General features: G+C 60.3%; 19 protein-coding genes and 1 pseudogene. 17 read left to right on the top strand and 3 right to left on the bottom strand.

Going from position 1 to position 19,609, the window contains the following annotated elements; translation table 11 throughout:
- Positions 1-7 precede the first annotated feature (7 nt).
- Complete coding sequence (locus tag CWM58_RS22650) at positions 8-928, bottom strand: dihydrodipicolinate synthase family protein (RefSeq protein ID WP_100681848.1); 921 nt, start codon at positions 926-928, stop codon at positions 8-10.
- 151 nt (positions 929-1,079) lie between these two features.
- The gene (locus CWM58_RS22645) at positions 1,080-1,904 is read right to left on the bottom strand and encodes an AraC family transcriptional regulator (protein WP_061155870.1); all 825 of its coding nucleotides are present in this window, start codon (positions 1,902-1,904) and stop codon (positions 1,080-1,082) included.
- 309 nt (positions 1,905-2,213) lie between these two features.
- Here CWM58_RS22645 and CWM58_RS22640 point away from each other — a divergent pair, with 309 nt between their 5' ends.
- The 4 genes from CWM58_RS22640 to CWM58_RS22625 are packed head-to-tail and all read left to right on the top strand — an operon-like array spanning position 2,214 to position 5,770.
- Positions 2,214-3,161: a 4-hydroxyproline epimerase gene (locus tag CWM58_RS22640; RefSeq protein ID WP_100681847.1), complete on the top strand. Its 948-nt coding sequence runs from the start codon at positions 2,214-2,216 to the stop codon at positions 3,159-3,161.
- Positions 3,158-4,267, top strand: coding sequence for an NAD(P)/FAD-dependent oxidoreductase (locus CWM58_RS22635; protein WP_100681846.1), 1,110 nt, complete (start codon positions 3,158-3,160; stop codon positions 4,265-4,267). The genes CWM58_RS22640 and CWM58_RS22635 overlap by 4 nt, the downstream gene beginning before the upstream one ends.
- Positions 4,264-4,527, top strand: a complete 264-nt coding sequence (locus CWM58_RS22630) for a (2Fe-2S)-binding protein (RefSeq protein WP_100681845.1) — start codon at positions 4,264-4,266, stop codon at positions 4,525-4,527. Before CWM58_RS22635 ends, CWM58_RS22630 begins: the two co-directional genes overlap by 4 nt.
- Positions 4,508-5,770 carry an FAD-dependent oxidoreductase gene (locus CWM58_RS22625; RefSeq protein ID WP_100681844.1) on the top strand — a complete coding sequence of 421 codons (1,263 nt, stop codon included), beginning with the start codon at positions 4,508-4,510 and terminating at the stop codon, positions 5,768-5,770. The genes CWM58_RS22630 and CWM58_RS22625 overlap by 20 nt, the downstream gene beginning before the upstream one ends.
- A gap of 3 nt (positions 5,771-5,773) precedes the next feature.
- Here CWM58_RS22625 and hpaR read toward each other — a convergent pair whose 3' ends face one another.
- A complete protein-coding gene (gene hpaR / locus CWM58_RS22620; RefSeq protein ID WP_002887503.1) occupies positions 5,774-6,214 on the bottom strand; it encodes a homoprotocatechuate degradation operon regulator HpaR in 441 nt (146 codons plus the stop codon).
- 64 nt (positions 6,215-6,278) lie between these two features.
- On the opposite strand from hpaR, the pseudogene CWM58_RS28840 reads away from it, so the two are divergent.
- The 13 genes and pseudogenes from CWM58_RS28840 (at position 6,279) to CWM58_RS22560 (ending at position 19,537) form a co-directional block, all read left to right on the top strand.
- Positions 6,279-6,443 (top strand): annotated as a pseudogene (locus CWM58_RS28840) (hypothetical protein).
- A 58-nt stretch (positions 6,444-6,501) separates the two neighbouring features.
- The gene (locus CWM58_RS22615) at positions 6,502-7,134 is read left to right on the top strand and encodes a fumarylacetoacetate hydrolase family protein (RefSeq protein ID WP_100676424.1); all 633 of its coding nucleotides are present in this window, start codon (positions 6,502-6,504) and stop codon (positions 7,132-7,134) included.
- Positions 7,131-7,895 (top strand): fumarylacetoacetate hydrolase family protein, encoded by a 765-nt coding sequence (locus CWM58_RS22610; RefSeq protein ID WP_100681843.1) that lies wholly within the window; start codon positions 7,131-7,133, stop codon positions 7,893-7,895. Before CWM58_RS22615 ends, CWM58_RS22610 begins: the two co-directional genes overlap by 4 nt.
- Positions 7,892-9,358 (top strand): 5-carboxymethyl-2-hydroxymuconate semialdehyde dehydrogenase, encoded by a 1,467-nt coding sequence (gene hpaE, locus CWM58_RS22605; RefSeq protein WP_100681842.1) that lies wholly within the window; start codon positions 7,892-7,894, stop codon positions 9,356-9,358. The genes CWM58_RS22610 and hpaE overlap by 4 nt, the downstream gene beginning before the upstream one ends.
- Position 9,359: 1 nt before the next feature.
- Complete coding sequence (gene hpaD / locus CWM58_RS22600; protein WP_061155878.1) at positions 9,360-10,217, top strand: 3,4-dihydroxyphenylacetate 2,3-dioxygenase; 858 nt, start codon at positions 9,360-9,362, stop codon at positions 10,215-10,217.
- 9 nt (positions 10,218-10,226) lie between these two features.
- Positions 10,227-10,607 carry a 5-carboxymethyl-2-hydroxymuconate Delta-isomerase gene (locus CWM58_RS22595; protein WP_008807573.1) on the top strand — a complete coding sequence of 127 codons (381 nt, stop codon included), beginning with the start codon at positions 10,227-10,229 and terminating at the stop codon, positions 10,605-10,607.
- 163 nt (positions 10,608-10,770) lie between these two features.
- Positions 10,771-11,574 (top strand): 2-oxo-hept-4-ene-1,7-dioate hydratase, encoded by an 804-nt coding sequence (gene hpaH, locus CWM58_RS22590; protein ID WP_071033992.1) that lies wholly within the window; start codon positions 10,771-10,773, stop codon positions 11,572-11,574.
- 10 nt (positions 11,575-11,584) lie between these two features.
- On the top strand, positions 11,585-12,376 hold the full coding sequence (hpaI, locus tag CWM58_RS22585; RefSeq protein ID WP_100681841.1) for a 4-hydroxy-2-oxoheptanedioate aldolase: 792 nt from the start codon (positions 11,585-11,587) through the stop codon (positions 12,374-12,376).
- Between the two features lie 118 nt (positions 12,377-12,494).
- Positions 12,495-13,871 (top strand): 4-hydroxyphenylacetate permease, encoded by a 1,377-nt coding sequence (gene hpaX, locus CWM58_RS22580; RefSeq protein ID WP_100681840.1) that lies wholly within the window; start codon positions 12,495-12,497, stop codon positions 13,869-13,871.
- A gap of 9 nt (positions 13,872-13,880) precedes the next feature.
- Positions 13,881-14,771 (top strand): 4-hydroxyphenylacetate catabolism regulatory protein HpaA, encoded by an 891-nt coding sequence (gene hpaA, locus CWM58_RS22575; RefSeq protein ID WP_061155881.1) that lies wholly within the window; start codon positions 13,881-13,883, stop codon positions 14,769-14,771.
- Between the two features lie 225 nt (positions 14,772-14,996).
- Positions 14,997-16,559 (top strand): 4-hydroxyphenylacetate 3-monooxygenase, oxygenase component, encoded by a 1,563-nt coding sequence (hpaB, locus tag CWM58_RS22570; RefSeq protein ID WP_002887473.1) that lies wholly within the window; start codon positions 14,997-14,999, stop codon positions 16,557-16,559.
- Between the two features lie 19 nt (positions 16,560-16,578).
- Positions 16,579-17,091 (top strand): 4-hydroxyphenylacetate 3-monooxygenase reductase subunit, encoded by a 513-nt coding sequence (locus CWM58_RS22565; protein WP_012542962.1) that lies wholly within the window; start codon positions 16,579-16,581, stop codon positions 17,089-17,091.
- A gap of 295 nt (positions 17,092-17,386) precedes the next feature.
- Entirely contained in the window at positions 17,387-19,537 is a 2,151-nt protein-coding gene (locus CWM58_RS22560) for a carbon starvation CstA family protein (protein WP_012542965.1), read from the top strand.
- Positions 19,538-19,609: the final 72 nt, after the last annotated feature.

The following is a 19,609-nucleotide window of genomic DNA, read 5'->3' as shown; positions in this document are numbered from 1 at the left end:
CCTGTGCTCAGAGGCCGACATCCGGCAGCGTCGGACGAGTGGCCAGCGCCTGTTCAACGATCGCCACCACCTGCTGGCGCGTTTCGCCTTCCAGCGCCAGACGCGGCGGACGGGTAATGGCGCTGCCGCGACCCAGCAATTCTTCACACAGCTTGATGCACTGCACCAGATCCGGACGCGCATCGAGATGCAGCAGCGGCATGAACCAGCGGTACAGCGCCATCGCCTCTTCGTAACGCTGCTGGCGGGCGAGGCGGAATAGTGTTTCCCCTTCGCGCGGGAAGGCATTGGACATTCCGGAGATCCAGCCTTCCGCGCCGACGGCGATGCTTTCCACCACCACGTCATCCAGCCCGGCAAACAGTACGAAGCGGTCGCCAACGGTGTTACGCAGGTCGATAAAGCGGCGGGTATCGCCGGAGGAGTCTTTAAAGCAGACGATGTTGTCGCAGTCGGTCAGGGTGGCGAGAATGTCCGGCGTCACGTCGTTTTTGTAAATCGGCGGGTTGTTGTAGACCATAATCGGCAGGTCGGTAGCGCTCGCCACGCTGCGGAAGTGGGCCGCGGTTTCATGCGGTTTTGAGGAGTAGACCAGCGCCGGCATCACCATGATCCCGTCGACGCCGACGCGCTCCGCCTCTTTCGCCATTTTCTGGGCGAAGGCGGTGGTGAACTCGGCCACCCCGGCGATGACCGGAATTTTGCCGCCCGCGGCATCCTTCGCCACCTCGATAATCTGCAGTTTTTCATCGGTGCTCAGCGAGGTGTTTTCACCTACGCTGCCGCACACCACCAGCCCGGAAACGCCATCTTTGACCAGGTTTTTCATCACCGCGTGAGTGGCGTCTAAATCGAGGGTGAAATCGCTACGAAACTGCGTGCTGACCGCCGGGAATACGCCGCTCCAGTGAATCGCTTTTTTGCTCATGCTCAGTTCCTTGTCGTCATTTTGTTAAGTCGAAGTGAATGAATGGTGAATATTCACTGACAGATTGACGTGTCGCGGAACCGGCGGCTTGTCGGTTTTCCCTCAATACGATGACGAAATTAGCACAGTCGACAAAAGTGTGAGCCAGCGTTTATCCGAGCAGCGTGAGGCGAAAATCACGCGGCGTCGAGCCGGTCATCGCCTTGAACTGGCGGCTGAAAGCGCTGTGATCGGTATACCCGCACTGCAGGGCGATATCGGTAATCGGCGTATCGCCAGCCAGCAGTTCGGTGGCTTTTTCCAGGCGCACTTTGTGGATCATTTGCCGCGGGGTGAGATGAAAGATCCGTTTGCAGTAGCGTTCGATCTGCGCAATCGACATCCCGCTTAAGGCGGTTAACTCTTCCATGGCGATCGGCCGGTGATAGTGGCGGCGGATATGATCGTCGACGATCGCCAGCCGCTGCCACGCCGGATGGCGGGCGTGGGCCTCCTGCAGATCGTGAGAGATCCCGGCCATGCCGATCACCTGGCCGCTGATATCGCGCAGCGCCAGTTTCTGCGTCAGACACCAGCCGCGCTCGCGGCCATTGTAGAGATGCATTTCCAGCTGATCGCGCAGGGTCACCCCTTCCCGCAACACCCGAAGATCCTGTTCGGTGTAGCCCTGACCCAGCGCGGAAGGAAAGACATCGGCGGAGGTTTTGCCCAGCAGCGAGGAGACGCTTTTGAAACCACAGCGGCGGGCCAGCGTCAGGTTCGTCAGCAGATACCGCGCCTGACGATCTTTGATAAAAAAGACCACATTAGGAATGGCATTGAGCAGGGGCGCAATCAGCGCCAGCGCATTCAGCAGCGCTGGCATATTTTCCGGCCGCTGGCGCGCCAGCCCTTCGCAGATCTGGCTCAACTCATCGACGGCCAGCTCAGGTTGGTTAACCGCGCGCGGCGGCGCCGCATCAGAAACACCGATCATAAGGCCTCCTCATGTAAGTGACCGGAGGATATTTATTCACTTTCTGTTAACACCTCAAGCAGCAACCCTCGGTTTTGCGATCCTGGATCCGCTTTACGCCTTCCCCTGATTTATCCACTGGCGCAATGGTCACTTTCGGTTTACCACAGCATTAAGCAAATGATTAATAAGAAATAACTATGAAAAATTGAAAAATACCGTGCTGATTACTGTGCAGATTTCGTCATTTTCTCTGACGAAAGCGCTCAAGCAGGCCGGGGAAGGTTGCGCCAGCATGATGAAACATGTTGTTAACTTCCGGAGAGTCTGATGATCGCGCCACGCCCCCCTGTTACGCTGAGAGCTATTGATTCACATACCGGCGGCGAACCAACCCGCCTGATCGTTGACGGCTTCCCCGACCTCGGCGGCGGCAACATGGCGGAGCGCCGCGACCGCTTTGCCCGCGACTTCGACCAGTGGCGTCAGGCGGCCATTCTCGAACCGCGCGGTAATGACGTACTGGTCGGCGCGCTGCTGTGCAAACCTGTCTCGCCAGCGGCTACCGCTGGCGTGATTTTCTTCAACAACGCCGGTTTTCTGAATATGTGCGGTCACGGCACCATCGGGCTTATCGCCTCGCTGGCCTGGCTTGGGCGTATCCAGCCCGGCGTACATCTGATTGAAACCCCGGTCGGCGACGTAAGCGCCACGTTGCACGACGATGGCAGCGTATCGGTGCAAAACGTCCCGGCCCGCCGCTGGAAAAAACAGATCCGCGTTGAGACCGCGCTGGGTCCCGTCATCGGCGATATTGCCTGGGGGGGTAACTGGTTTTTTCTGATTAACGACCACCCGTTCGCCATTACCCCCGAACAGATTCCACAGCTCACCGACTACGCCTGGGCGGTACGCGAGGGGCTGGAAGCGGCGGGGATCCGCGGCGATGACGGCGGCATTATCGACCATATCGAGCTGTTCGCCGCTGACGATGCCGCCGACAGCCGCAGCTTCGTACTCTGTCCGGGAAAGGCCTGGGATCGCTCGCCGTGCGGTACCGGCACCAGCGCCAAGCTGGCCTGCCTGGCGCAGGATGGCAAGCTGCAGCCAGGAGAAATCTGGCGTCAGGCCAGCATCATCGGCAGCCAGTTTACCGCCAGCTACCAGCGCACCGCTGAAGGCATCATTCCAACGATCCGCGGCGAAGCCTGGGTATGCGGCGATAACCAGTTGATCCTCAACCCTGACGATCCCTTCTGCTGGGGGATCGCACCGTGAAGCAGTGCGATGTCATCGTGATCGGCGCCGGGATCATCGGCGCCGCCTGCGCGTGGCAGCTGGCGAAGCGGGGGCAGAGCGTGACGCTTATCGATAACGGTCAGCCAGGCGCGACGGCGGCCGGTATGGGCCATCTGGTGTGCATGGATGATGACCCCGCCGAGCTTGCCTTGTCGGCGTGGTCGCTGGAACGCTGGCGCGCTATCACGCCGCGAATGCCCGACCATTGCGCCTGGCGCGGCTGCGGCACGCTGTGGCTGGCGGAAAGCGAAGAAGAGATGGCCGTCGCGGGCGAAAAACAGCGGCGGATGGCCAGCTATCAGGTACCCAGCGAACGCCAGACCCCTCAGCAGATCGCCGGGCGCGAGCCGCTGCTGCGCGGCGGGCTGGCGGGCGGCCTGTGGGTGCCAGGCGATGGTATCGTCTACGCGCCAAACGTCGCCCGCTGGCTGATGGCCGATGCCGGAAACCATCTCACCTGCCTGCACGACAGCGCCCAGGCGATTGAAGAGCCGCAGGTGCTGCTCGCCAGCGGCAAACGACTCCAGGCGCGGGCAATCGTGGTGGCCTGCGGACTTGAAGCCAACGCGCTGTTAGCGGAAAACTGGCTGCGACCGAAAAAGGGCCAGCTGGCGATTACCGATCGCTACCGGCCGCGGGTGCATCATCAGCTGGTTGAGCTGGGTTACGGCGCCAGCGCCCACGGCGGCGGCACCTCAGTGGCGTTTAACCTTCAGCCGCGGCCGACCGGCCAGCTGCTGATTGGCTCGTCGCGTCAGTTTGATAACCGCGAGCGGCTGCTGGATCTGCCCTTACTGGGGCAGATGCTCGACCGCGCCCGCCATTTTGTGCCGGCGCTGGCGACGCTGAATATCATCCGCTGCTGGAGCGGCCTGCGCGCCGCCTCGCAGGATGGCAACCCGCTGATCGGCCCGCATCCCACGCGCCGTGGCGTATGGCTGGCGCTGGGCCATGAAGGGCTGGGCGTCACCACCGCCCCGGCCACGGCTGAACTGCTGGCGGCGCAGATCCTCGATGAACGCTGCCCATTGGCGCCAGACGCCTGGCTCCCGGCCCGTTTGTGTCAACAGGAGGCGATCGCATGAAGACCACTCTCACTATCACCATTGATGGCGAAGCGCTGACGGTGCCGGAAGGCATTAGCGTGGCGGCGGCGCTGGCGTTGACCGGCGATCCCACCACCCGCCAGGCGGTCAAGGGCGACTCACGCGCGCCGTTTTGCGGCATGGGTGTCTGCCAGGAGTGCCGGGTCACCGTCGATGGCCTACGGGTGCTGGCCTGCCAGACCCTGTGCCGGTCCGATATGCAAATAGAAAGGAGCCGCGATGAACACGCTGCGCTGTGACATTTTAATCCTCGGCGCCGGCCCCGCCGGCATGGCGGCCGCGCTCTCCGCCGCCGCCTGCGATAAACAGGTGATTATTCTCGACGATAACCCCGCCCCTGGCGGGCAAATCTGGCGTGCCGGTCCGCAGGCGACGCTGCCCGTCCTGGCCCGGCGCTACCGCGACGCCATCGCCGCGTCTGCCGCCATCCGGGTGGTGAACGGCGCGCGGCTGATTGCCCGTCCCTCCGCGCACAGCGTGCTGTTTGAAACCGTCGACGGCGCTGGCGTGGTTTACTGGCAAAAACTGATCCTCTGCTGCGGCGCGCGCGAGCTGTCGCTGCCCTTTCCCGGCTGGACCTTACCCGGCGTAACCGGCGCGGGCGGCTTGCAGGCGCAAATCAAACAGGGCCTGTCGCTGAAAGGAGAAAAGGTGGTGATTGCCGGCAGTGGTCCGCTGCTGCTGGCGGTGGCGGATACGGTGAACAAGGCCGGAGGCGACGTAACGAATATCATTGAGCAAGCGCCGCTCCCGGCGCTGCTGCGCTTCGCCAGCGGGCTGTGGCGCTGGCCGCAGAAGCTGCGACAGTTAGCGACGCTGGCTCCGAAAGGCTATCTGAGCGGCGCGCAGGCGATCCGCGCTCACGGCACAACGCGGCTGGAAGCCGTGACGTTGCGCCAGCGCGGCGTTGAGCGAACTATCGCCTGCGATCGGCTGGCTATCGGCTACGGGCTGGTGCCCAATATCGAGACGGGGCTGCTGTTTGGCTGCGCCACGGCACAGGAGGCGATCCAGGTTAACCGCTGGCAGCAAACCAGCATCGCGGATATCTACGCCGCCGGCGAGTGCACCGGTTTCGGTGGTAGCGAGCTGGCGCAGGCGGAGGGCGAAATCGCCGGGTATGCCGCCGCCGGGGCCAGCCAGCAAGCGCAGGCGTTATTTATCCGTCGCGCCCGCTGGCAGCGCTTCGCCGCGGCCATTAACCGTACCTTCCGGCTGGCGGAATCTTTGAAAAACGCGGCGACGCCGGAGAGCCTGCTCTGCCGCTGCGAAGATGTACGCTGCGGCGATGTGGCGGCCGCCGGAGGCTGGCCGCAGGCCAAACTGACCCAGCGCTGCGGAATGGGCGCCTGTCAGGGGCGCACCTGCGCCGCCAGCGCCCGCTGGTTGTATGGCTGGCCGCTGCCGCAGCCAAGAGAACCGCTGGCTCCCGCCCGCACGGAAACGCTTATTGCCCTCGCCAGGTTGAGCGCCGAGCCGTAACCGCTACTCTTCTTCATCACCGCGCCCGGCAGGGACGCCAAGCGCAATAAACTCCTCCAGCAGCGAGGTCAGTTGCTGCAGCTTTTCCGTGGTGAACTGGGCCTCCAGCAGGCGATAGGTTTCTTCCACTTCGGCCTGGGCGCTTTCATACAGTGCGGTTCCGGCAGGCGTCAGCGAGACGTACAGCTTGCGCTGATCGTTAACCGGCTTTAAGCGCAGCACCAGCCCATCCCGCTCCATGCGCGTCAGAATCCCGGTCAGGCTGGGGCGCAGGATACAGGCGCGAAAGGCCAGATCGTGAAAGTCCATCGACGGACGTTCGGCGAGAATTCGCACGATCCGCCACTGCTGTTCGGTGAGATTGTGCCGTTTGACGATCGGCCGAAAGTAGGCCATCGCCGCCTCACGCGCCTGCAACAAGGCAATGGTTAATGAATCATGCATAGTATCCCCTCTACAGCCTCATCCAAAACTTATTAACAACTTAACAATTAGCTTTAATCCTGCCATGTACAACCGGTTTCTGCACCTGAAAAGTACCAGCCTCTTCCTGAAAAACAGTCAACTTATTGATTAAAAACGAATAAGTAATTGAAGTGTAAATATTGTGTTAATCAGATCACAAAACATTCACTTCCAGTTGCTAAACCTGGCCGCAAAGCATAAAAGATGATCATTAACATATTAATGAAATCCCTTCGAATCCGAAATGAGTTCCAGAGGAGTGGTGAATGAAAGGTACCATCTTCGCCGTTGCGCTCAATCATCGCAGCCAGCTCGACGCCTGGCGCGAAGCGTTTCAACAGGCCCCCTACAAGACCCCGCCGAAAACCGCGGTCTGGTTTATCAAGCCGCGCAATACCGTGATTGGCGATGGCGAGTCGATCCCCTATCCGCAGGGCGAAACCGTACAAAGCGGCGCCACCGTGGCGCTGATTGTCGGCAAAACCGCACGTAAAGTGGCGGCGGAACAGGCGGCGAACTATATCGCCGGCTACGCGCTGGCTAACGACGTGAGCCTGCCGGAAGAGAGTTTTTATCGCCCGGCGATCAAGGCGAAGTGCCGCGATGGCTTCTGCCCCGTCGGCGCGCTGTCGGCGGTGCGCAACGTCGATAACCTGACCATCATCACCGAAATCAACGGCCGCGAGGCGGATAGCTGGCATACCGGCGATCTGCAGCGTAACGCCGCGCAGCTGCTGAGCGCCTTAAGCGAGTTCGCTACCCTCAATCCTGGCGACGCGATCCTCATCGGTACGCCCCACTCCCGCGTCACGCTGCGCCCCGGCGACCGCGTACGTATTCTCGCCGACGGTTTCCCGGCGCTGGAAAATCCGGTTGTCGCAGAAGGAGAGCTGGCATGAAACAGGCACGCATTGAATGGCAGGGACGAGTACGCGACGTGCTGGTCGATGAACGCGATCAGGTTCACCTGGACGATGGCACGGTGTTAAAAGAAGGCGAATTCCGCTGGTTGCCGCCTGCTGACGGCACGCTGTTCGCGCTGGGGCTGAACTACGCCGACCACGCCAGCGAGCTGGAGTTTAAGCCGCCAACCGAGCCGTTGGTGTTCATCAAAGCGCCGAACACCTTTATTGGCCACCAGCAGCAGTCGGTACGCCCGGATAACGTCGAATACATGCACTACGAAGCTGAACTGGTGGTGGTGATCGGCAAAACCGCCCGCCGCGTCAGCGAAGCCGAGGCCATGGACTATGTCACTGGCTATACCGTCTGCAACGACTACGCGATCCGCGACTATCTGGAAAACTACTACCGCCCGAACCTGCGGGTGAAAAGCCGCGACACCCTGACGCCGATCGGCCCGTGGATCGTCGCCAAAGAGGCGATCCCGGACCCGCATAATCTGGCTCTGCGCACCTGGGTCAACGGCGAACTGCGCCAGCAGGGTACCACCGCCGATCTGATTTTCAGCATCCCGTTTCTCATCGCTTATTTAAGCGAGTTTATGACCCTGCAACCGGGCGACATGATCGCCACCGGCACGCCGAAAGGGCTGTCCGATGTGGTGCCGGGCGACGAAGTGATCGTCGAAGTCGAGGGCGTGGGCCGCCTGGTCAACCATATCATCAGCCAGCAAGCGTATGAGGAGACACTGTCATGAAAAAGATTAACCATTGGATCAACGGTAAAAACGTTGCCGGCGCAGACTATTTTCATACCACCAACCCGGCCACCGGCGAGGTACTGGCTGAAGTCGCCTCCGGCGGTGAAGCCGAGGTCCACCAGGCAGTAGCGGCGGCAAAAGAGGCCTTTCCGAAGTGGGCTAACCTGCCGATGAAAGAGCGCGCGCGCCTGATGCGCCGCCTGGGGGATCTGATCGATCAGAATGTCCCGGAGATCGCGGCGATGGAAACCGCCGATACCGGCCTGCCTATCCACCAGACCAAAAACGTGCTGATCCCGCGGGCGTCGCATAACTTCGAATTTTTCGCCGAAGTGTGCCAGCAGATGAACGGCAAGACCTATCCGGTCGACGACAAGATGCTCAACTATACCCTCGTGCAGCCGGTTGGCGTGTGCGCGCTGGTGTCGCCGTGGAACGTGCCGTTTATGACCGCCACCTGGAAGGTCGCGCCGTGTCTCGCACTGGGGAATACCGCGGTGCTGAAAATGTCCGAACTGTCGCCGCTGACCGCCGATCGCCTGGGCGAGCTGGTGCTGGAAGCTGGGATCCCTGCAGGTGTGCTCAACGTGGTGCAAGGCTATGGTGCTACCACGGGCGATGCGCTGGTGCGCCATCATGATATTCGCGCCGTTTCCTTTACCGGCGGCACCGCCACCGGACGCAACATCATGAAAAACGCCGGCCTGAAAAAATACTCCATGGAGCTCGGCGGAAAGTCGCCGGTGCTGATTTTTGAAGACGCCGATATTGAGCGCGCCCTCGACGCCGCGCTGTTCACCATTTTCTCGATCAACGGCGAACGCTGCACCGCCGGTTCGCGCATTTTCATTCAGCAGAGTATTTATCCGGAGTTCGTCAAGCGCTTCGCCGAGCGCGCCAACCGCCTGCGCGTCGGTGACCCGACCGATCCGAATACCCAGGTCGGCGCGCTGATTAGCAAGCCACACTGGGAGAAAGTGTCCGGCTACATTCGCCTCGGCATCGAAGAGGGGGCCACCCTGCTGGCCGGTGGCCCGGATAAACCGTCCGACCTGCCGGCGCATCTGAAATCCGGCAACTTCCTGCGCCCGACGGTGCTGGCGGATGTCGATAACCGCATGCGCGTCGCCCAGGAAGAGATTTTTGGCCCGGTCGCCTGCCTGCTGCCGTTCAAAGACGAAGCGGAAGGATTGCGTCTGGCCAACGATGTGGAATACGGCCTGGCGTCGTATATCTGGACCCAGGACGTCAGCAAAGTGCTGCGTCTGGCCCGCGGTATTGAAGCCGGGATGGTGTTCGTCAACACCCAGAACGTGCGCGACCTGCGTCAGCCGTTCGGCGGCGTGAAGGCCTCCGGCACCGGCCGCGAAGGCGGCGAGTACAGCTTTGAAGTGTTCGCCGAAATGAAAAACGTCTGCATCTCGATGGGCGACCATCCGATCCCGAAATGGGGAGTCTGATATGGGTAAGTTAGCGTTAGCAGCAAAAATCACTCACGTGCCGTCGATGTATCTGTCTGAGCTGCCGGGGAAAAACCACGGCTGCCGCCAGGGCGCTATCGACGGGCATAAAGAAATTGGCAAGCGTTGCCGTGAAATGGGCGTCGACACCATCATCGTGTTCGACACCCACTGGCTGGTCAACAGCGCCTATCACATCAACTGCGCTGACCATTTCCAGGGCGTCTACACCAGTAACGAACTGCCGCATTTTATTCGCGACATGACCTACGACTACGACGGCAATCCGGAGCTGGGGCAGCTTATCGCCGACGAGGCCGTGAAGCTCGGGGTGCGCGCCAAAGCACACAATATTCCGAGCCTGAAGCTGGAGTACGGCACCCTGGTGCCGATGCGCTACATGAACAGCGATAAGCACTTCAAGGTGGTGTCCATTTCCGCCTTCTGTACCGTCCACGATTTTGCCGACAGCCGCAGGCTGGGCGAAGCCATTCTCACCGCTATCGAGAAATATGATGGCACCGTGGCGGTGCTGGCCAGCGGTTCGCTGTCGCACCGCTTTATCGACGACCAGCGTGCCGAAGAAGGCATGAACAGCTATACCCGCGAGTTTGACCATCAAATGGATGAGCGGGTGGTGAAGCTGTGGCGCGAGGGCAAATTCAAAGAGTTCTGCACCATGCTGCCGGAGTACGCCGACTACTGCTATGGCGAAGGCAACATGCACGACACGGTGATGCTGCTTGGCCTGCTGGGCTGGGATAAATACGACGGCAAGGTGGAGTTTATCACCGAGCTATTCGCCAGCTCCGGCACCGGCCAGGTCAACGCCGTGTTCCCGCTGCCGGCGCAGGCGTAAGGAGGCCCCATGCCGCATTTTATCGCCGAGTGTACCGACAACATCCGCGAGCAGGCCGATCTGCCTGGGCTGTTTGCCAAAGTCAACGAGGCGCTGGCCGCCACCGGTATCTTCCCGATCGGCGGTATTCGCAGCCGCGCCCACTGGCTGGATACCTGGCAGATGGCCGACGGCAAGCAGGATTACGCCTTCGTGCATATGACCCTGAAAATCGGCGCCGGGCGCAGCCTGGAGAGCCGTCAGGACGTGGGAGATATGCTGTTTGCGCTGATCAAAGCCCATTTTGCCGCGCTGATGGAGAGCCGCTATCTGGCGCTGTCGTTCGCCATGGAAGAGCTGGATCCGACGCTGAACTACAAACAGAACAACGTGCACGCGTTATTTAAATAACGTGCAAATTGCCCGGTGGCGCTGCGCTTACCGGGCCTACAGCAGGTAGCCCGGCCGAGCAACGCGACGCCGGGGTTTGCTCCGGGCCGCCCCGGGGTCGGCGTAAACGCCTCGCCCGGGCTACTCGATTGTGCACATTTCCGGTAATGCCACAGGAATCACTATGCTCGATAAACAGACCCGAACCCTGATCGCCCAGCGGCTGAACCAGGCCGAAAAACAGCGTGAACAGATCCGTGCGATCTCGCTGGATTATCCGTCGATCACCATTGAGGACGCCTACGCCGTCCAGCGCGAGTGGGTCGACATGAAGATCGCCGAAGGCCGCGTACTCAAAGGCCACAAGATCGGCCTGACCTCTAAAGCGATGCAGGCCAGTTCGCAGATCAGCGAGCCGGACTACGGCGCGCTGCTCGACGATATGTTCTTCCACGACGGCAGCGATATTCCCACCGACCGCTTTATCGTTCCGCGTATCGAAGTCGAGCTGGCCTTCGTGCTGGCCAAACCGCTGCGCGGCCCGAACTGTACGCTGTTTGATGTCTACAACGCCACCGACTACGTTATCCCGGCGCTGGAGCTTATCGACGCGCGCTGCCACAACATCGACCCGGAAACCCAGCGTCCGCGCAAAGTGTTCGACACTATCTCCGACAACGCCGCCAACGCCGGGGTGATCCTCGGCGGCCGGCCGATTAAACCGGACGAGCTCGACCTGCGCTGGATCTCCGCCCTGCTGTATCGCAACGGCGTGATTGAAGAGACCGGCGTCGCCGCGGGCGTACTCAATCATCCGGCGAACGGCGTGGCCTGGCTGGCCAACAAACTGGCGCCGTATGACGTCCAGCTCGAAGCCGGGCAAATCATCCTCGGCGGCTCCTTCACCCGCCCGGTTCCGGCGCGCAAGGGCGATACCTTCCACGTCGACTACGGCAACATGGGCGCCATCAGCTGCCGCTTTGTTTGAGGAGAGCAACATGAACAACGCTTTTAAAGCGGCAATCAAGGCCGGGCGTCCGCAAATCGGCCTGTGGCTTGGGCTGTGCAGCAGCTACAGCGCCGAACTGCTGGCCGGCGCGGGCTTCGACTGGTTGCTGATCGACGGCGAACACGCGCCCAACAACGTGCAAACGGTGCTGACCCAGCTCCAGGCCATTGCGCCCTACCCCAGCCAGCCGGTGGTGCGACCGTCGTGGAACGATCCGGTACAAATTAAACAGCTGCTGGATGTCGGCGCGCAAACCCTGCTGGTGCCGATGGTGCAGAATGCCGAAGAAGCGCGGCTGGCGGTCAGAGCCACCCGCTACCCGCCAGCCGGCATCCGCGGCGTCGGCAGCGCGTTGGCCCGCGCCTCGCGCTGGAATCGCGTCCCGGATTATATCCACCAGGCCAATGACGCCATGTGCGTACTGGTACAGATTGAGACCCGCGAAGCGCTGAAAAATCTGCCGCAGATCCTCGATGTCGAAGGGGTGGATGGCGTGTTTATCGGCCCGGCGGATCTCAGCGCTGATATGGGCCACGGCGGCAACCCACAACACCCGGAAGTGCAGGCCGCCATTGAAGATGCCATCCAGCAAATCCGCCAGGCCGGAAAGGCGCCGGGGATCCTGATGGCCAATGAACAGCTGGCGAAACGCTATCTCGAACTGGGCGCGCTGTTCGTCGCCGTCGGCGTCGATACCACCCTGCTGGCTCGCGGCGCAGAAGCGCTGGCGGCGCGTTTTGGCGCGGAAAAAACCGCCCTGGGTTCGTCAGGCGTCTACTAACGCCGGGTGACGCTACGCTCATCCGGCCCGGAGCAGCAGCGAATCGCAGGCCCGGTAAGCGCAGCACTACCGGGCAACCCGCAGTACCCTACAAAATTCCCATTAGAGGAAAATAATAATGAGCGATACATCACCTGCCATCCCGGAAAAGTTCGATCCGGCGAATCAGCACAAACAGCTGACGGCGCAGCAGCAGTCGGTTATCAACAAGCTCTTCCGCCGTCTGATCGTGTTTTTATTCGTCCTGTTTATCTTTTCGTTTTTAGACAGGATCAACATTGGCTTTGCCGGATTAACCATGGGGCAGGATCTGGGCCTCAACGCCACCATGTTTGGCCTGGCCACCACCCTGTTTTACGCCACTTACGTCATTTTTGGCATTCCCAGCAACGTGATGCTCAGCATCGTCGGCGCGCGACGCTGGATCGCCACCATCATGGTGCTGTGGGGCATCGCCTCTACCGCCACCATGTTCGCCACCGGACCAAACAGTCTTTATATCCTGCGCATGCTGGTGGGGATCACCGAGGCCGGTTTCCTGCCGGGTATCCTGCTGTACCTGACCTACTGGTTCCCGGCTTTTTTCCGCGCCCGCGCCAACGCGTTGTTTATGATTGCGATGCCGGTGACCACCGCGCTGGGGTCGATCGTCTCCGGCTATATCTTGTCCCTTGATGGTCTGCTGAACCTGCACGGCTGGCAGTGGCTGTTCCTGCTGGAAGGCTTCCCGTCGGTGCTGCTCGGCATTATGGTCTGGTTCTGGCTGGATGATTCACCGTCGAAGGCCAGGTGGCTGACGGCGGAGGACAAGAAATGTCTGCAGGAGATGATGGATAACGATCGTCTGACCCTGGTGCAGCCAGAAGGGGCCATCAGCCATCATTCCATGCAGCAACGCAGCCTGTGGCGCGAAGTCTTCACCCCGATCGTGCTGATGTACACCCTCGCCTACTTCTGTCTGACCAATACGCTCAGCGCGATCAGCATCTGGACGCCGCAGATCCTCAAAAGCTTTAACGAAAGCAGCAGCAATATCACCATCGGTCTGCTGGCGGCGATCCCGCAAATTTGTACCATTCTCGGGATGATCTACTGGAGCCGCCACTCCGATAAATACCAGGAGCGGAAGCATCACACCGCCCTGCCGTTCCTGTTCGCCGCCGCGGGCTGGCTGCTGGCGTCGGCCACCGATCACAACCTGATCCAGTTGCTCGGGATCGTAATGGCCTCCACCGGATCGTTTAGCGCCATGGCCATCTTCTGGACCACGCCGGATCAGTCCATCAGTCTGCGTGCCCGCGCAATCGGCATCGCGGTGATCAACGCCACCGGCAATATCGGATCGGCGCTCAGTCCCTTTATGATCGGCTGGCTGAAGGATATTACCGGCAGCTTCAGCAGCGGGCTGTGGTTCGTCGCCGCGCTGCTGGTGATTGGCGCGGTGATCATCTGGGCGATTCCGATGAAGGGCTCGCGCCCTCGCGCGACACCGTAAGGAGCCGCTATGTGCCAAAGCCCAATCGCCAATATCGATATCAATAAAGATTACGACGAGAGTCTGGGCACCGAAGAGGTGCACTACCAGTCGTTTTCCCGCATGGCGGCCTTTTTTGGCCGCGACATGCAGGCGCATCGTCACGACCGTTATTTCCAGATGCACTACCTTGATACCGGGCAGATTGAGCTGCAGCTTGATGACCATCGCTATTCGGTGCAGGCGCCGCTGTTTGTGTTAACGCCGCCCTCGGTGCCGCACGCGTTTATTACCGAGTCCGATAGCGATGGCCATGTTTTGACGGTCCATGAGGAGCTGATCTGGCCGCTGCTGGAGGTGCTCTATCCCGGTACACGGGAGACCTTCGGCCTGCCGGGGATCTGTCTGTCGCTGGCAGATAAACCCGACGAGCTGGCGGCGCTGGCCCACTACTGGCAGCTGATTCGCCGCGAGTCCACCGCCCAGTTGCCCGGGCGGGAACACACCCTGGCGCTGCTGGCGCAGGCGGTATTTACCCTGCTGCTGCGCAACGCCAGGCTCGACGATCATGCCGCCAGCGGCATGCGCGGCGAGCTGAAATTATTCCAGCGCTTTAACCAGATGATCGACAGCCACTTTCATCAGCACTGGACGGTACCGGATTACGCCAGGGAGCTGCATCTGACCGAATCACGGTTGACCGATATCTGCCGCCGCTTCGCCAACCGCCCGCCAAAGCGGCTGATATTCGACCGCCAGCTACGCGAGGCAAAGCGGCTGCTGCTGTTCTCCGATAGCGCGGTGAATGAGATTGCCTGGCAGCTGGGGTTTAAAGACCCCGCCTATTTCGCGCGCTTTTTTAGCCGCCAGGTCGGCTGTTCACCCAGTAGCTACCGGGCGCAAAAAGTACCGGTGTCGTAATTCCCCGGTAGCGCTGCGCTTACCGGGGCTACGGTCCACAGGACGGGTCAGCACCGCGCCACCCGCCAAAAGCTGCCGAGATCACAAAATTTAATCCCGCCTGAAAAGTACCCGCCGTTGTCGCAAACGTCCCTTCACGGCAAGCGCAATAACCGCTTCAATTAAACAACAAAAACAAAACATATATTTAACATTATTTTTCCGATAAATACTGAAGAGGCCCCTATGAAACCTGAAGATTTCCGCGCCGACGCGAAACGCCCGTTAACTGGTGAAGAGTATTTAAAAAGCCTGCAGGATGGCCGCGAAATTTATATCTACGGCGAGCGCGTGAAGGATGTCACCACCCACCCGGCCTTCCGTAACGCCGCCGCTTCCGTCGCGCAGCTGTACGATGCGCTGCACAAACCGGAGATGCAGGATTCCCTGTGCTGGGGCACCGATACCGGCAGCGGTGGCTACACCCACAAATTCTTCCGCGTGGCGAAAAGCGCCGACGATCTGCGCCAGCAGCGCGACGCCATCGCCGAGTGGTCGCGCTTAAGCTACGGCTGGATGGGCCGCACCCCGGACTACAAAGCCGCCTTCGGCTGTGCGCTGGGCGCCAACCCGGCATTTTACGGCCAGTTCGAGCAGAACGCCCGCAACTGGTACACCCGCATTCAGGAAACCGGCCTGTACTTTAACCACGCGATCGTCAACCCGCCGATCGACCGCCACAAGCCGGCCGATGAAGTGAAGGACGTCTACATCAAGCTGGAAAAAGAGACCGATGCCGGGATCATCGTCAGCGGCGCGAAAGTGGTCGCCACCAACTCGGCGCTGACCCACTACAACATGATCGGCTTCGGCTCCGCGCAGGTGATGGGTGAAAACCCGGACTTCGCGCTGATGTTCGTCGCGCCGATGGATGCCGAAGGCGTCAAGCTTATCTCCCGCGCCTCCTATGAGATGGTCGCCGGTGCGACCGGCTCCCCGTACGACTATCCGCTTTCCAGCCGTTTCGACGAGAACGACGCGATTCTGGTAATGGATAAAGTGCTGATCCCATGGGAGAACGTGCTGATTTATCGCGACTTTGACCGCTGCCGCCGCTGGACCATGGAAGGCGGTTTCGCCCGCATGTACCCGCTGCAGGCCTGCGTGCGCCTGGCGGTAAAACTGGACTTTATCACTGCCCTGCTGAAGCGTTCTCTGGAATGTACCGGCACCCTCGAATTCCGCGGCGTGCAGGCCGACCTCGGCGAAGTAGTCGCATGGCGCAACATGTTCTGGGCGTTAAGCGATTCCATGTGCTCGGAAGCGACGCCGTGGGTCAATGGCGCATGGCTGCCGGATCACGCCGCGCTGCAGACCTATCGCGTGATGGCCCCGATGGCCTACGCCAAGATCAAGAACATCATCGAGCGTAACGTCACCAGCGGCCTGATTTATCTGCCCTCCAGCGCCCGCGATCTGAACAACCCGCAGATCGACCAGTATCTGGCGAAGTACGTGCGCGGCTCCAACGGTATGGATCACGTTGAACGCATCAAGATCCTCAAACTGATGTGGGACGCGATCGGCAGCGAATTCGGCGGCCGCCATGAACTGTATGAGATCAACTACTCCGGTAGCCAGGATGAAATCCGCCTGCAGTGTCTGCGCCAGGCGCAGAGCTCCGGCAATATGGACAAGATGATGGCGATGGTCGACCGCTGCCTGTCCGAGTACGACCAGAACGGCTGGACGGTGCCGCATCTGCACAATAACGCTGATATCAACATGTTGGATAAGCTGCTGAAGTAATTCACAGCGGGAGGTCATAATGCAATTAGATGAACAACGCCTGCGTTTTCGCGATGCCATGGCCAGCCTGTCGGCTGCGGTTAACGTTGTCACCACCGAAGGCGAAGCCGGTCGCTGCGGCATTACCGCCACGGCGGTGTGCTCAGTGACGGATACGCCGCCGTCGGTGATGGTGTGTATCAACGCCAACAGCGCGATGAACCCGGTGTTTCAGGGTAACGGCAAGTTGTGCATCAACGTGCTGAACCACGAACAGGAAATCATGGCCCGTCATTTCGCCGGGATGACCGGGGTGACGATGGAAGAGCGGTTCGCCCTCAGCGGCTGGCAGCAGGGCGCGCTCGGACAGCCGGTGCTGAAGGGTTCGCTGGCCAGTCTCGAAGGCGAGATTAGCCAGGTGCAAACCATTGGTACCCACCTGGTGTATCTGGTGGAGATCAGGAATATTACCCTGAGCCCGCAAGGGCACGGTCTGATTTACTTTAAACGCCGTTTCCACCCGGTGATGATGGAAATGGAAGTCGCGGTGTAATGGCCTCGTCTGCTCCTCTCCGGCTGGGGAGGAGCCTTTCCCAACAAGGGAACTGGCCGCAATACCCTGTGATCTCAATCACATAATCTCCACCTGCTCACTTCACAACCCACCGCTTACGCCTTCCAGTAACCGCTTAACCCCCTATACAACCACTCACCCATTTACCCAACTTTACGCGTGCGCTGTTCTGGCAAGATCGAAGGCAGCCTAGCTAATCAATACCTCCATCAACCCTTACTTAAAACCAGACGGCTTCGGCCAATTATTCATCTAATTAACGCCAGGTTTTACTATGGATACCAAAAAACTATTCAAGCACATACCCTGGGTGATTCTGGGAATCATCGGGGCATTTTGCCTCTCAGTCGTCGCATTGCGCCGCGGTGAGCACGTCAGTGCCCTGTGGATCGTGGTGGCGTCGGTTTCCGTGTACCTCGTCGCCTACCGTTATTACAGCCTGTATATCGCGCAGAAGGTGATGAAGCTTGACCCGACGCGCTCGACGCCGGCGGTCATTAATAACGATGGCCTGAACTACGTGCCAACCAACCGCTACGTGCTGTTTGGCCACCACTTTGCCGCCATTGCCGGCGCCGGCCCGCTGGTTGGCCCGGTGCTGGCCGCGCAGATGGGCTATCTGCCGGGCACCCTGTGGCTGCTGGCCGGCGTGGTGCTGGCAGGTGCGGTACAGGACTTCATGGTGCTGTTTATCTCCTCGCGGCGTAACGGCGCCTCGCTGGGTGAGATGATCAAGCAGGAAATGGGGCCGGTTCCGGGCTCTATCGCGCTGTTCGGCTGCTTCCTGATTATGATCATCATCCTCGCGGTGCTGGCGCTCATCGTGGTGAAAGCGCTGGCGGAAAGCCCGTGGGGCGTCTTTACCGTCTGCTCGACGGTGCCTATCGCCCTGTTTATGGGGATCTACATGCGCTTCCTGCGCCCTGGCCGCGTGGGTGAAGTCTCGGTTATCGGTATCGTGCTGCTGGTGGCGTCCATCTGGTTTGGCGGCATCATTGCCCACGACCCGTACTGGGGCCCGGCGCTGACCTTTAAAGACACCACCATCACCTTTACTCTGATTGGCTACGCGTTTATCTCCGCGCTGCTACCGGTATGGCTGATTCTGGCGCCGCGTGACTATCTGGCCACCTTCCTGAAAATCGGCGTAATCGTCGGCCTGGCGCTGGGGATCGTTATCCTCAACCCGGACCTGAAAATGCCGGCAGTGACCCAGTACATTGATGGTACCGGTCCGCTGTGGAAAGGCGCCCTGTTCCCGTTCCTGTTTATCACCATCGCCTGCGGCGCGGTCTCCGGCTTCCACGCGCTGATTGCCTCCGGCACCACGCCGAAGCTGCTGGCCAACGAAACCGATGCCCGCTTTATCGGCTACGGCGCGATGCTGATGGAGTCTTTCGTGGCCATCATGGCGCTGGTCGCCGCCTCGATTATCGAACCGGGTCTCTACTTCGCGATGAACACCCCGCCGGCGGGCCTGGGCATCGTCATGCCAAACCTGCATGAAATGGGCGGTGAAAACGCGGCGATGATCGCTGCGCAGTTGAAAGAAGTCACCGTCCACGCGGCGGCGACCGTCAGCTCCTGGGGCTTCGTGATTTCACCTGAGCAGATCCTGCAGACGGCGAAAGATATCGGCGAACCTTCGGTACTGAACCGCGCCGGCGGCGCGCCGACACTGGCCGTCGGTATCGCCCACGTGTTCCATAAAATCATCCCGATGGCGGATATGGGCTTCTGGTACCACTTTGGTATCCTGTTTGAAGCGCTGTTTATCCTCACCGCGCTGGATGCCGGTACCCGCGCAGGCCGCTTTATGCTGCAGGATCTGTTGGGTAACTTCGTGCCGTTCCTGAAAAAAACCGACTCGCTGGTCGCCGGGATTATCGGTACCGCCGGCTGCGTCGGCCTGTGGGGTTACCTGCTGTATCAGGGCGTGGTCGACCCGCTGGGCGGTGTGAAGAGCCTGTGGCCGCTGTTCGGTATCTCTAACCAGATGCTGGCCGCCGTGGCGCTGGTGCTTGGCACCGTGGTGCTGGTCAAAATGCAGCGCACCAAATATATCTGGGTCACCGTTATCCCGGCAGCGTGGCTGCTGCTGTGCACCACCTGGGCGCTGGGTCTGAAGCTGTTCAGCACCAACCCGCAGATGGAAGGCTTCTTCTTTATGGCTCAGCAGTATAAAGAGAAGATTGCCGCCGGCGGCGAGCTGACCGCGCAGCAGATTGCCAACATGAACCATATCGTGGTCAACAACTACACCAACGCCGGACTGAGTATTCTGTTCCTGGTGGTGGTGTACAGCATCATCTTCTACGGCATCAAAACCTGGCTCAACGTGCGCAACAATAAGGTGCGTACCGACAAAGAGACTCCGTACGTGCCGGTACCGGAAGGCGGCGTGAAGACCTCGTCACATCATTAACTCTGATGCCGGATAGCGCTACGCTTATCCGGCCTACAAAAAGTGCATTAACGTAGGCCGGATAAGGCGCTA

The sequence above is a fragment of the Klebsiella sp. H-Nf2 genome (assembly GCF_002806645.1).
GTDB lineage: Bacteria > Pseudomonadota > Gammaproteobacteria > Enterobacterales > Enterobacteriaceae > Klebsiella > Klebsiella variicola.
Note: the sequence above shows the minus strand (reverse complement) of the source record. Positions and strands in the feature narration are given on the sequence as shown.

Bases quoted from the DNA above. Each gene is read 5' to 3' on its own strand.
- hpaD (WP_061155878.1), top strand. From the start codon at position 9,360: ATGGGTAAGTTAGCGTTAGCAGCAAAAATCACTCACGTGCCGTCGATG.
- CWM58_RS22640 (WP_100681847.1), top strand. From the start codon at position 2,214: ATGATCGCGCCACGCCCCCCTGTTACGCTGAGAGCTATTGATTCACAT.
- CWM58_RS22625 (WP_100681844.1), top strand. From the start codon at position 4,508: ATGAACACGCTGCGCTGTGACATTTTAATCCTCGGCGCCGGCCCCGCC.
- hpaX (WP_100681840.1), top strand. From the start codon at position 12,495: ATGAGCGATACATCACCTGCCATCCCGGAAAAGTTCGATCCGGCGAAT.
- hpaH (WP_071033992.1), top strand. From the start codon at position 10,771: ATGCTCGATAAACAGACCCGAACCCTGATCGCCCAGCGGCTGAACCAG.
- CWM58_RS22615 (WP_100676424.1), top strand. From the start codon at position 6,502: ATGAAAGGTACCATCTTCGCCGTTGCGCTCAATCATCGCAGCCAGCTC.
- CWM58_RS22595 (WP_008807573.1), top strand. From the start codon at position 10,227: ATGCCGCATTTTATCGCCGAGTGTACCGACAACATCCGCGAGCAGGCC.
- CWM58_RS22560 (WP_012542965.1), top strand. From the start codon at position 17,387: ATGGATACCAAAAAACTATTCAAGCACATACCCTGGGTGATTCTGGGA.
- hpaA (WP_061155881.1), top strand. From the start codon at position 13,881: ATGTGCCAAAGCCCAATCGCCAATATCGATATCAATAAAGATTACGAC.
- hpaI (WP_100681841.1), top strand. From the start codon at position 11,585: ATGAACAACGCTTTTAAAGCGGCAATCAAGGCCGGGCGTCCGCAAATC.
- CWM58_RS22630 (WP_100681845.1), top strand. From the start codon at position 4,264: ATGAAGACCACTCTCACTATCACCATTGATGGCGAAGCGCTGACGGTG.
- hpaE (WP_100681842.1), top strand. From the start codon at position 7,892: ATGAAAAAGATTAACCATTGGATCAACGGTAAAAACGTTGCCGGCGCA.
- CWM58_RS22650 (WP_100681848.1), bottom strand. From the start codon at position 928: ATGAGCAAAAAAGCGATTCACTGGAGCGGCGTATTCCCGGCGGTCAGC.
- hpaB (WP_002887473.1), top strand. From the start codon at position 14,997: ATGAAACCTGAAGATTTCCGCGCCGACGCGAAACGCCCGTTAACTGGT.
- CWM58_RS22645 (WP_061155870.1), bottom strand. From the start codon at position 1,904: ATGATCGGTGTTTCTGATGCGGCGCCGCCGCGCGCGGTTAACCAACCT.
- CWM58_RS22610 (WP_100681843.1), top strand. From the start codon at position 7,131: ATGAAACAGGCACGCATTGAATGGCAGGGACGAGTACGCGACGTGCTG.
- CWM58_RS22565 (WP_012542962.1), top strand. From the start codon at position 16,579: ATGCAATTAGATGAACAACGCCTGCGTTTTCGCGATGCCATGGCCAGC.
- hpaR (WP_002887503.1), bottom strand. From the start codon at position 6,214: ATGCATGATTCATTAACCATTGCCTTGTTGCAGGCGCGTGAGGCGGCG.